This is a genomic window from uncultured Campylobacter sp. (assembly GCF_938017615.1).
Lineage (GTDB): Bacteria > Campylobacterota > Campylobacteria > Campylobacterales > Campylobacteraceae > Campylobacter_B.
Genome location: NZ_CALIJA010000106.1, coordinates 1 through 12,289, shown reverse-complemented (window position 1 = coordinate 12,289; position 12,289 = coordinate 1). Strand labels below are relative to the sequence as shown.

Genomic DNA, 12,289 nt, shown 5'->3' with positions numbered 1-12,289 from the left:
AAAGGACCAAAATGAAAAATTTTATCTTATGTGTCGCTGCAGCAACGATACTAGCGGGCTGCCAAGCGCACAAACAAGAGCCACAAAAAGAGCCTATGATGCAACCCACTCAAAGCTGCTCTACCGGTGGTTGTATGGATGCCGTAAGAAAGGCTCAACAGCGTCAAGGCATTCGCCCCGTTATGAAATCTCAGCTCCGATAAACCCTGCAAATTCATAGCTCAATAGGCGGAATTTTGCTTAGCTTAAATTCCGCCGGCTTTAAATTTTGCTATCTTAAAATTCTATTTAACGTAAGATGTCGTTAGTCTAAAGCTGCGGAATTTCATTTAAAAATCGCTTTAAAATTCCCGTAAAATCCGCGAAATAAATCTAAATTTTATAAATTTTAGGGTAACATTCCCTATTTCTCAAAAAGGCTTTAAATGACTTTAATCGACGGCAGAAGCATAAGCGCGAAGGTAAAAGATGAGATCAAATCGGACGCTTCGGATCTTGCCGAAAAGGGCGTAGAGCCCGCGCTGGCGGTGATTTTGGTAGGCGAGGACGCGGCGAGTAAGACCTATGTCGCGAGCAAGGAAAAAGCCTGCGCCGCCTGTGGGATCCGATCCGTAGCGCACCGCTTGAGCTCCGACGTGAGCGAGGCGGCGCTTTTAGAACTGATAGAAAATTTAAACGAAGACGAAAGCATTGACGGCATCTTGGTGCAGTTGCCGCTTCCAAAGCACATTGATACGAATAAAATTTTAGAAAAAATAAGCCCGCAAAAGGACGTGGACGGATTTAGTGCGATAAACGTAGGCAAGCTTACTAGCGGGCTTTCGGACGGTTTTGTGCCTTGCACTCCGCTTGGCGTGATGCGCCTGCTTGAGGAATACGGCGTGCAGATCGCGGGCAAAAATGCCGTCGTGCTGGGTCGTAGCAATATCGTAGGAAAGCCGATGGCTAGCCTGCTTCTAAATGCCGACGCTACCGTCACTATCGCTCATAGTAAGACGAAAAACCTAAAGCAACTTTGCGCAGACGCCGATATTTTGGTCGTGGCGGTCGGCAAGGCGCATTTTGTGGGCGCCGATATGGTAAAACAAGGCGCAGTGGTGATCGACGTAGGGATCAATCGCGGCGAGGACAGCAAGCTAAGAGGCGACGTCGATTTTGAAGCAGTCGCGCCAAAATGCTCGTTCATCACGCCCGTGCCCGGAGGCGTGGGACCGATGACGATTGCGATGCTTTTGAGCAATACGATAAAATCGGCGAAAAATCGCTTAAGACAAAGAGCCTAAATGAAAATACTAAGCAAAATTTATCACTTTTTATCGAGTTGGACGGGGACGGTCATCGTCGTTTTATTCGTCATTCTTTTTGTTGCGCAAGCCTTCGTGATCCCCAGCGGATCGATGCGCACTACGCTTTTGGAGGGTGATTTTTTATTCGTTAAAAAATTTAGCTACGGCATCCCGACCCCGCATATTCCGTTTGTAGAGTGGCAGGTAGCTCCTGATAGCGACGGAGATGGGCATATCATCCGAGGCGAGGGTCCGAAACGCGGCGACATCGTGGTTTTTCGCTATCCGCTTAATGAAAAAATGCACTTTGTAAAGCGAAATTTTGCCGTAGGCGGCGACGAGGTGATATTTGATCTGAATAATTTCTACCTTCGTCCGCATGAAGGTGACGAGTTCATTGCTGCGAACTATGATGCCCGCGACATTGTGATTTTAGGTGGCGAAAAATATGTCAAAGAGCCGTATAAATTTAAGGGCATTCACTACGACCCTAATGCTAAGAACTCGATGCTAACAAATGTCAAAATCGCACTTGAGAAGGGTGAATTTTCTATGAAGCCCATTAGTCTAAGCGAAATTCCTCACAGCTTCGAAGCTGCTGGGATAAGCTTCAATGCCTTTTACATCAAAGTGCCGCAGGATGAGTATTTTATGATAGGTGATAATCGCAATAATTCCGCCGATAGCCGCTTCTGGGGTCCGGTACCTTATCGTCTGATCGTCGGTAAGCCGTGGTTTACATATTTTAGTATCGATGCCGATCGCAAGATCCGCTGGGAGCGAATCGGGCGCTTTGTCGATACCTTGCAAAACGACGAGAGCCTAATCTATGAGCAAAAATAAGGAGCGGCAATGCAAATAAATAAAATTTTCATAGCGAGCGATCATGCGGGCTTTCGTGCCAAAGAACAAGCTAAAAAAGCGCTCGCCGCTTTAGGTTACGAAGCGGTCGATCTTGGCACGCATAGTGCCGAAGCGAGCGTGGACTATCCCGATTTCGCGGGCGCGCTGGCGGATAAAATTTTAGCCGAATGTGAAGCCTGCGCGAGAAGTGAAAATTTTAAAGAAAACGACGGCGAAAATTCCGCTGCGGCCGCGGAAAATTCCGAAGCAAGTGACAACGAAAATTTTGACGCAAGCATAAACGGCTGCGGAAATTTTAACGACGCCGTACAATGCAGCGGGAAAAATGAAAATTTTAACGCTGTTAAAAACGCTAGTCGTCAAAATTTTAACGCTAGCGAAAGCATGATTACCTGCGTAAACGCAGCCGTAAGCCAGAATGCGAGCAAAGATAAAATTTTAAATTCCACAAGTTATGGCATTTATGGAATTCTTATCTGCGGTACGGGCATCGGTATCAGCATCGCCGCAAACCGCCACGCTCACATCCGCTGCGCGCTGTGTCATGACGCAACGAGCGCTAGACTAGCTAGAGAGCACAACGACGCCAACGTTCTAGCCTTCGGCGAGCGATTAATGGGCGCGCTGGTGATTGAAGATATGATTAAGGCATTTTTTAGTACCGATTTTGCGGGCGGTAGGCACATTAAGCGCGTCGCAAAGCTAGGCGCTTGCGGTAGTGCGAATTGCATGCTTGGATTTGACGGGGAGAATTTCATGCAGAATTCCGCTCAAAATTTTGCGGAACAAAACTGTAGCGCTAATTTAAACGGACGAAATTCCAAATCAAACTTCAGCGGTAAAAATCCTTCTTGCAAAAATCCCATCGGCATGGATTCTGCGTCAAATTTTGCACGGAGCTTTAACGATAAAAATTCCTTATTTACCGGCGAGAATTCCTTGATAGGCTTTTGCGGTGCACGTCATATAAATTTAGATTCGACGCACGCAAAGATAATCTTTAATGAGAAAAATCCGCTAGATAAAAATTCCACTAGCACAAATTCTACGTTAAATTTTACGCGCGCGAGCGTTTGCAAGAAAAATTTCGCTCAAAAAGCTAGCCACAAATATTTTGTCAGTTTGAACCCAGCAATTATAAATTTCAAGGCTAAAAATTCTGTTTGCATGAGCGTTAAGCCAGAAAACGTAAATTGCGCTAGTGCGGGTTTAACAGATGAGAATTCTGCTATTACGAGCATAAATTTAAAGGGAGCAAATCTTTCTAGTGCGTATTTTAACGCAACACTCGCTACTATGCGCCGCTTTGCAAATCCAAATGAAGGAGGCGAGCAATGAGCGTAGCATTGGGTGTTTTAGCGCTATTTTTTGCAGCGCTACTTATTCTATCGATCCGAAAAAATTCTAAAATTTACGCCCTTCTTCGTAAAAGCGAGCAGAAAATTTCAAAGCTTAAAAGCGATAACGAAAAGCTCAAAACTGCCCTTCGCTTCGGCATTGAGGCTCTGCAAAACGAGGAGAGCGAAAACTGCAGCTTAAAAATCCAAAACGCAAGATTGAAAAGAGGTAAGCTATGAAAAGCCTAAGCAGCGAGCAAAAAAGCTATTTATTTCGCTCGATCCGCACCGTGCGCGACTTCCCAAAGCCCGGTATTTTGTTTTACGATATCACGACGCTCGTAGGCGATCGCGAGGCGTTTAATTTCCTGCTTGATCATCTAGCCGAGCGCTATGCTGATTACGGACTTGATTACATAGTAGGCATAGAAAGTCGCGGATTTATTTTTGCAGCGGCGCTTGCTGCGAGGTTGAGGGTCGCTTTTGTGCCGATTAGAAAGCCAAAGAAGCTTCCTTATATCACGATTTCGCAAAAATACAGCCTTGAATACGGCTTCGATCAGGTCGAGATGCACGTGGATGCATTCTCCGGCGTGCAGGATGCCAAGGTGCTTCTAATTGACGATCTTATCGCCACCGGAGGCACCGCACGAGCGGCATTAGATCTCATCGCGCAGACGCAGGCCAAGTGCGTCGAGGCGTGCTTTTTATTAAATTTGCGCGAGTTAAACGATCTAGGCGAGTTTTCGCGTCGCACAAACGTTTATTGCGTTTTAGAGGCGTGATTTTGGAAGAGCTACTTAAAAATTTATTACAAGAATACCACCAATACGCCTATATCGTGCTTTTTGTTTGGTGTATTTTAGAAGGCGAAATCGCACTGATTTTAGGCGGCATAATGGCGCACGAGGGACATATAAATTTGCCGCTAGGTATCTTTGTTGCGGGGCTTGGGGCATTTTGTGGCGATCAGTTTTATTTTTATATCGGTCGCTACAATAAAAAATATATCAGTAAAAAGCTCGCGGCACAGCGCCGAAAATTTGCGATCGCGCACCTGCTTTTGCAACGCTACGGTTGGCCGATAATTTTAATGCAGCGCTATATGTATGGCTTCCGCGTCATCATCCCGATGAGTATCGGTATCACTCGCTACAGCGCAAAGAAATTTGCGATTATCAATCTTTTTAGTGCTTGGTGCTGGTCGGGCGCGACGATGGTTTTGGCGTGGTATTTTGGCGAGGAGATCTGGAGCGGGCTGCGGCTAATCGAGCAACACTGGTATTTTGCTATACCTATCATAGGCGGAATTTTATATCTATTTTTTAGGTTATTTAAACGTATGGAAAATCACTTTATGAACTCACGAAAGGAACGAGATGAAAGTAAAACTGCTAGATCGTAAAATTAACGAGATAGAGGCGGATTTTGAAGTTATTTTGGTTGTAGATAAAAATTTAAATCACGAATTTATTAAAGACGCGGATAAGTTTGCGCTTTTTAACTATAAAGGTGAGGGCAATCTGCTGCTTGCCGAGAGCGGACGGCTGTACATCGGCGTCAAGGCGCTAGAATATGACCGCGTCCGCACAGCACTTGCGAGTGCATACAACGCGCTTAAGGGCTACGCGATCAAAAATTTTAAAATCGCCTTTTACAAATGCGGCTGCGACCGCAGAAGCACGATGGCGATGGTCGAGGGCGTGCTTTTGGGCGGTTATGAGTTTAACAAATATAAAAGCGATAAAAAAAGCTCTAGCTTGAATGAAATTTTAATCTCGACGCAGGAATACGGCGGCGGTAGCCCCGACGTGCAAAAGATGAATTACGGCGTGCAGCAGGGCATCGTGATGGCGAGCGCTGCAAATTTTGCGCGCGACGGCGTCAATGAGATCCCTGAAATTTACACGCCCGAAAAGATGGCGAGCGAGGCTGAAATTTTAGCCTCGAACTACGACGACGTGAGCGTTAAAATTTACGACGAGGACTTTTTGCGCGAGCAGAATATGAATGCGTTTTTGGCGGTCAATCGCTCCAGCGCTCATCCGCCGCGCCTCATCCATCTGATCTATAAACCGCAGCGCTGCCTAAAGCGCGTCGTTTTTGTGGGCAAAGGGCTTACTTACGACAGCGGCGGGCTAAGTCTGAAGCCGAGCGATTATATGCTTACGATGAAAAGCGACAAAAGCGGCGCGCTCGCTGCAATGGGTATCATCAAAGGCGCTGCCGAGCTTGAGCTACCGTTTGAGATACATGCGGTCATCGGCGCTACTGAAAATATGATCGGCGGCGATTCGTATAAACCCGACGACGTGCTACTTAGCCGCAGCGGCGTAAGTATCGAGGTGCGAAACACCGACGCGGAGGGGCGGCTCGTGCTTGCCGACTGCCTAAGCTACGCGCAGGATCTTGCCCCCGATCTGCTAATCGATATGGCGACGCTTACCGGCGCTTGCGTCGTGGGGCTAGGCGAATATACGAGTGGCATCATGGGAAACAGCGAGGAGCTAAAGCGTAAATTTAAAGATCTTAGCAGCTGCAGCGGCGAGCTATTTAGCATTTTGGAATTTAACGATTATCTGCGCGAGCTAATTAAAAGCAGTATCGCAGACATCTCCAACTGCGCTTCCAGCAGATACGGCGGCGCGATAACTGCGGGGCTATTTTTAGATAAATTTATAAAAGAGGAGTATAAAGACAGGTGGCTGCACCTAGATATCGCAGGGCCTGCGTATCTGGAAAAGGCGTGGGGCTATTACGCCGCGGGCGCGACTGGCGCGGGCGTGAGAGCTAGCCTATACTTCTTGCAGGCTCTAGCCAAAGAGCTGAAGGACGCGTAGATGGGGCTTTCAGTAGGGATCGTAGGGCTTCCGAACGTCGGCAAATCCACCACCTTTAATGCACTTAGCGGCGCGCAAAACGCGCAGGCGCAAAACTATCCATTTTGCACGATTGAGCCCAATAAAGCGGTCGTACCTGTGCCTGATGCCAGGCTTGGCAAGCTAGCACAGATCGTTAAGCCCGGTCGCATCGTGCATTCGACCATCGAGTTTGTCGATATCGCGGGCCTCGTACGCGGAGCAAGCAAAGGCGAGGGGCTGGGGAATAAATTTCTTTCAAATATCCGCGAGTGCGAGATCATCCTTCATATCGTGCGCTGCTTCGAAAGCGGCGACATAACCCACGTCGAAGGTTGCGTCGATCCTATCCGCGACATCGAGATCATCGAAACCGAGCTTATTTTAGCGGACATCGAGCAGCTTGGTCGCAAGATTGAGCGCCTCAGCAAAGAAGCCAAAGCAAATCAAAAGGGCGCTAAAGAGGCGCTAGCCGTGGCAAACGAGCTTTTAGCGCATCTAAACGACGGCAAGCCCGCTTCAAATTTCGCGCTCAAAGAGGACGAAAGCTACATCGCTTTAAATCGCGAGCTGCGCCTGCTTAGCGCCAAGGACGTAATCTACGGCGCAAATTTGGACGAAGACGGCATCGCGCAAGATAACGAATATGTCGCGCGCGTAAGAGAATATGCAAACGCCCGTGGCGCCGAGGTGATCAAGCTCTGCGCCAAGATCGAAGAGGAGCTCATAGGGCTAAGCGACGAGGAGACGCACGAGATGCTGCAGAGCCTGGGCGCGCAGCAAAGCGGGCTGGAGCTCATCATCAAGCGCTCCTTCGCAAAGCTCAGCCTCATCAGCTACTTTACCGCAGGCGAGATGGAGGTGCGCGCGTGGACGATCACGAAGGGCTGGAAGGCTCCAAAGGCTGCGAGCGTGATCCACAACGACTTTGAGCGCGGATTTATCAGAGCCGAGGTGATCGGATTTGATGATTTCATCGCGTGCGGCGGCGAGGGTAGGGCGAAAGAAGCGGGCAAAATGCGCCTTGAGGGCAAGGACTACGTCGTGCAAGACGGCGACGTGATGCATTTTAGATTTAACGTTTAAATTTGCGCTGCATTCGAGCGAAATTTAAAATTTACATGGTTTTAATTTATGCCGAATTTGCACATCCGATTCAAATTTTTAAATTTGCGAAATTTGAATTTCTATGGCGTGTGAGAATTCGGAAATTTAAAATTTTAGTTGAAAGCAGCGATTTAAAATTTTGAAATTTTATAAAAAATCCCCGGGATCGAATGTATGCTCGGGTTTGGCTCGATTTTAAAATTATATAAAATTTAACTCGCGCAGGACGGAACTTTAAACATTATCGTAAGTAAGCTCAACTTTACAATTCTATGCATTTTAATCCGCCGTACCTTTCGGTGGCGAATTTTGCGCACGGACTATAGATATGAACCTTTTGCCAAAATCCGAAGCTAAAAGCAAAATCACGGGCAGAATCGAAATTTGCGCGTCCATACATTGCGCAAAGGTATCAACATATTCGCGCTTTTTGAGATTAAGGGCGTATGTTTTCGCATACGCTGCTCGGTTTTAGCAAATTTCTATGATTGCGTGTCGTTAACATTGATTTTGATGGGACTTCTCGCCTATCTTGATGCGGGTGTGCAAAAATTAAAATTTTAGTGCGAACGCCACAGAAAGTAGCGCATATTTTACGAAATTTTACCGAAATTTGGAGGAAAATAATGTGGCATTTAAAAAAGAAAGCTTCAAGTGAATTGAAATTTTTCACAATTATCGGCAAGATAGAAAACTTAGAAACAGACTGGGGGCGAGACGGACTGTATATAACATTTGAGGTAAAAGGAATAAGATTTTTCGACTATCCCGATCAATGGTTTGCTGATAACGGCGATATAGTCGAGGTAACGTATTGTTATCTTTCCCCTGAGTCGCCCAGCATAACGCATATTTCGATTTTAGCTAAGTATTCAAATTATATGAGAGTGAAACAGGCTCTAGCTATAATTTGGGATTTTATATTAATAGTTTTTTTAATCGTAACATTTCCCATATGGTTTTACGGCATTAGTAAGTTGTCCATTTTATTATATATTGCCTTAGGGTTCTGCATCTTGCAAAGAGCTTGTAAAAAAATCAAAATTTTATATGAAATCGAGAAAAATAGAGGCTAATTTGTCTTTATTTTTCCGCGTATTAACGCATAAATAAAAAATCATTTGTCTTAAGCATCGTCTTGTGCGCCTTATCGTAGGTCTCATCCAGCTGCCGTAGTTTCGCGTGCGGTTGTCAAATGTCTTCGGTGCTTCTAACTCGTCTTTATTAGGATCATACAGCGAGCAAATTTAGGTGATATGAAAGTTTGTCTTTGACCTTAGTAAAAAAGGCTTTATCGATAGAAATGTAAAATTTATACCGCATGGCGGTAGGTTCTGAGCCAAAACCACATAAACGAAAGCAGCGATATATAAATTTAATACGCGCGCAAAATGTTACCGTTCGGCAAAAATTATATCGCTAAAAATTTTATCGAAATGCCAAAAATACGAAGCGATCTTGCTCTTGCGTTGTAAAGGCTCATTGGATATAAATTTAAAGCGTAAATTACAAAGCAGGGCTCAATTCGATCAAATCGAGACTTCGATCCAAATTCGTTTTAAATTTTGGATCGAAACACACCAAGGACTAAAACGTTACCTCCCAGTTAAATCTAAAATTTCTGCGCGGCGCGTAAAACCTACCGATGCCCGCACCCGTCGCTTGATCGATCATATTGACCGTTCCGAAAGCCCTGATCGAGCGCGCGCTATCCCAAGTGATATATTTGGCGTTAGTTAGGTTGTAAACGCCTAGACTAAAGTTAAAATTTTTTTGCGGCTTTGCATAAGCAATAACGTCCACTACCGTATAATCACCGCTTCGCCAACCTTTGGTATTATCGGTTACGGGCTCTCCGTTTACTATAGAAGCATCGATATGCCCCCAATATGGATCCGTTCTTTCGATTTGGCTTTTCCAATACATATTGTAGGTATCTTTGCGTTTCTTGGCTCCTACGTCGGTGATGAAAAGATCAATGCCATATTTGTCGCCGGGCGTAGAATAGCCGATATTATAGACGGAAGTAGGCGGTTGGATCGCATTCATCGGCACCTCTTCGCCCCTGCTGCATCCGGAGTTTGAATTATTGGCGTTTGAGCCGTTGCTGGCGCACGACATTCTGCCTTTTTGTTTGCTGTATTTATATCCCAGCCTAAATCCCTCCAGGCTCTCCGATACATCGCCGAGCTCCAGATGGGTATTTATCTCAAATCCATGAACTTTGGCGCTATCTCGGTTTACGTTTTGATAAAACGGATACGGTATCTGCTGATCTACGACCTGTAAATTTCCCAAAAATTCAAGATCGATAAAATTTTTATAATCCGTCTTAAAAACATCGAAAGTTATGCGGCTTCTCTCGCTATAAAAGGTAAGGGCGACTTCTTTTGTCCTTGCGATCTCGGCTTCCAGGTCGATATTTGGACGGATAGAAAAGTCCGGATGCTTAAAGGTCATATATGCCTCATCCGATGTCGGAGCGCGGAAACCTTTAGAACTTTTTAGCTGTATTCTCATCCAATCCAGCGGGTCTAAATTTAGACCTAGTTTATATGAGCCGCTTTTGTATTCCTTCTCTCTTAACAGGAATTTTAAATTTTGCTGATAATTTTCCTCTCCATAAGAGGATTTATAGCTATATGTTCCGGTTCCGTCAAAAGGATTATAAGGATAGGGCACCCAAAGACCTATTATCATACCCCTTGGCACTTCGGGATAGCCTGTATATTTTGGTTTATGCTTTACCTTGTCGTAGCGGTAGCCAAGATCAAAGCCTACATATTTGGTTATTTGAATTTCATCTCCGATATAGCTTGCCGTAGTCGTAGTTTGCACCGGAATCAGATAGGTGTTAATGTCAGTAGTATTATTTCTTAATCTTCCAAGCCTATTCCAATCCGGATTTATTACTCCCTTGGCTGTTTTGCCAAAAAATATATCATTCCACCATTGCGAATTTCCTTCATAAAATCCGTCTCTATTGATCATGGATTTATCTGTTCTATCAAAAAGCCCGCCGTATGATATGGAGTTATCAATGACGTTAAATAGGTTAAGCTCTTTCTCAAAATCCAAATTTAATTGCTGGGTATTGGTCTCTAATGTCCTATCGGAATATATTATACGATTATAGCCATCTGTATACGGAGTTAGAAAAAATAATTTATGTTCTTTCGTCATATCGTCTGCATCGCTGGAATCTTTTTTTATAGTTCCGTAAACCCTTCCGTCGGGAAGAGTATGTTTTTCTATCTCTCTTTCTACCAATTCATAGTTATAATCCCAAGTATCCCCATCGTATGTTTCTTTCAATACTTTAAATTTTTTATTGCAATCTATTTTGGAACAATCTAAATAAAGTCCATCTTTGATTGTATAATCGGAATAACGGGAAAGCGCATTGCCAGAACCATCTCTAATAGCGCCCTCTTGCCAACCACCAGGAGTAGGATCGACACTAAGTGGCTTATTATCTTTATCTACGAGATCATATCCACTTGAGTTTTCATTTAGATGCATTCCCGATGGATTTTGTGTTTGCTGGCAAGCACTTCCTTGGCAGCCCTCTCTGTTTATCGCACGGTTTTTAATACTCTGCTTTGAATATGAAATTTTAACATGATCCCAAAGCGGCGTCTCGCTAAAATTTTCATAGGCAAATTGCACGTTTCTTCTGGTTGAGCTATCGTGGTTTGTCCTATCTCCATATACTTCTGGAGCATTTGGACGAAAACCCTGTCTTAATGTATAAGAAAAATCTTCACCGTCAGAATTTAGCTTATAATCGTCTATCCCAACGGAAAATCTATTCTCATCGCCTGGCTGAAACCCTACCTTTACGAGTGTGCTTTTTTTGGTTATGGTATATGGGTCTGCCTTTTCACGAGTTTTTCCTATATGAAGTTTGTCCTCTTTACTATCATATATGTCGTAGAAATAGTTTTTTCTCTCATGTCCGTGTCTATCGGTGTTTATAACCAAAAGATCAAACCAGCCGTATCTAGCTGCACCGGTGAAGGAGTGAAAATTTTGACTATCGACGCTTTGATAGCCCTGTTTAAAGCCGAAATGATAGTTCTTTTCCGTCAAGAAATCCCTGGCGTCTTTGGTTTCAAACATTACCGATCCGCCGAGTGCACCGCTTCCCGCTTTTATGGAGTCGGCTCCTTTGGTGATATTGGCTGTTTTGACGTTTTCCATCTCTACGCCGTTTCTTGTGTTATTAAAATTTCCATACCCCTCAAAGAGGTCTTTAAAGCCCTGCGAGCTTAGAGTCTCCGCTTGGCGAAGCCCGTCCACCGTGATAGCCACGCGGTTTTCGTCCACGCCGCGAACGGCGTATCCGCTAGCGCCGAATCTGCCCGTCTCGACCGCCGTGATACCGGTTTGGTATCGCACCAAGTCTCTACTATCGGTGATCTGCTGCTTCTTGATAGTCTGCGCGGTAGTTTTGGTTTCGCCGACCTTTTGCTCGGCTACGCTTTGCGAATCGACATTGCCCGTTACCTGGATAGTTCCGAGTTCTTGTGAGTTGGTCGGCTCTTCCGCGTAAAGCGAGCCATAAAAGAGCAGCGAGGCATAGAGAGAGAGAGAGAGAATCTTCTAAACATTCATATTTCCTTACTTAATGATTATAGAATTGATTATTAACGCGGCGAATAATAATACAAAGATTTTTAATGTTTAATTAAATTGCAGTTTAAATTCAAGTATAAATTTTAAATGGCTAAAATTTTGATTTTTAAGAAGTAAAAAATTTTGAATAGTCAAGAAATGCGTAATAGGCGTATTTTAAGCTTTAATATAGCCTAAATTTTGCAAAGCGTTTTTGAAA

Annotated in this window: 10 protein-coding genes and 2 pseudogenes; 11 read left to right on the top strand and 1 reads right to left on the bottom strand. The window is 44.6% G+C overall.

Annotated elements, in window-relative coordinates; translation table 11 throughout:
- From Q0620_RS05635 to Q0620_RS05585, 11 genes and pseudogenes are all read left to right on the top strand, one after another.
- Window positions 1–203 (top strand): hypothetical protein (locus Q0620_RS05635; RefSeq protein WP_298783646.1); only part of this gene is annotated, 203 nt, incomplete at its 5' end.
- Between the two features lie 222 nt (window positions 204–425).
- The gene (folD, locus tag Q0620_RS05630) at window positions 426–1,283 is read left to right on the top strand and encodes a bifunctional methylenetetrahydrofolate dehydrogenase/methenyltetrahydrofolate cyclohydrolase FolD (RefSeq protein ID WP_298783645.1); all 858 of its coding nucleotides are present in this window, start codon (window positions 426–428) and stop codon (window positions 1,281–1,283) included.
- The gene (lepB, locus tag Q0620_RS05625; protein WP_298783644.1) at window positions 1,284–2,129 is read left to right on the top strand and encodes a signal peptidase I; all 846 of its coding nucleotides are present in this window, start codon (window positions 1,284–1,286) and stop codon (window positions 2,127–2,129) included.
- 9 nt (window positions 2,130–2,138) lie between these two features.
- Window positions 2,139–2,303 (top strand): annotated as a pseudogene (locus tag Q0620_RS05620) (RpiB/LacA/LacB family sugar-phosphate isomerase); the annotation flags it as partial.
- 309 nt (window positions 2,304–2,612) lie between these two features.
- Window positions 2,613–2,858, top strand: a pseudogene (locus tag Q0620_RS05615) (RpiB/LacA/LacB family sugar-phosphate isomerase); the annotation flags it as partial.
- Between the two features lie 626 nt (window positions 2,859–3,484).
- Window positions 3,485–3,727, top strand: a complete 243-nt coding sequence (locus tag Q0620_RS05610; RefSeq protein ID WP_297882774.1) for a hypothetical protein — start codon at window positions 3,485–3,487, stop codon at window positions 3,725–3,727.
- Complete coding sequence (locus tag Q0620_RS05605) at window positions 3,724–4,272, top strand: adenine phosphoribosyltransferase (protein WP_291937052.1); 549 nt, start codon at window positions 3,724–3,726, stop codon at window positions 4,270–4,272. The genes Q0620_RS05610 and Q0620_RS05605 overlap by 4 nt, the downstream gene beginning before the upstream one ends.
- 2 nt (window positions 4,273–4,274) lie before the next feature.
- Window positions 4,275–4,892 carry a DedA family protein gene (locus Q0620_RS05600; RefSeq protein WP_177388946.1) on the top strand — a complete coding sequence of 206 codons (618 nt, stop codon included), beginning with the start codon at window positions 4,275–4,277 and terminating at the stop codon, window positions 4,890–4,892.
- Window positions 4,867–6,327, top strand: coding sequence for a leucyl aminopeptidase (locus Q0620_RS05595; protein ID WP_298783642.1), 1,461 nt, complete (start codon window positions 4,867–4,869; stop codon window positions 6,325–6,327). The genes Q0620_RS05600 and Q0620_RS05595 overlap by 26 nt, the downstream gene beginning before the upstream one ends.
- On the top strand, window positions 6,328–7,431 hold the full coding sequence (ychF, locus tag Q0620_RS05590) for a redox-regulated ATPase YchF (protein ID WP_298783640.1): 1,104 nt from the start codon (window positions 6,328–6,330) through the stop codon (window positions 7,429–7,431).
- A 647-nt stretch (window positions 7,432–8,078) separates the two neighbouring features.
- Window positions 8,079–8,528, top strand: a complete 450-nt coding sequence (locus tag Q0620_RS05585) for a hypothetical protein (RefSeq protein WP_177388939.1) — start codon at window positions 8,079–8,081, stop codon at window positions 8,526–8,528.
- A 511-nt stretch (window positions 8,529–9,039) separates the two neighbouring features.
- Here the strand turns inward: Q0620_RS05585 and Q0620_RS05580 are convergent.
- Window positions 9,040–12,027 (bottom strand): TonB-dependent hemoglobin/transferrin/lactoferrin family receptor, encoded by a 2,988-nt coding sequence (locus Q0620_RS05580; RefSeq protein WP_298783648.1) that lies wholly within the window; start codon window positions 12,025–12,027, stop codon window positions 9,040–9,042.
- Between the last annotated feature and the right edge of the window lie 262 nt (window positions 12,028–12,289).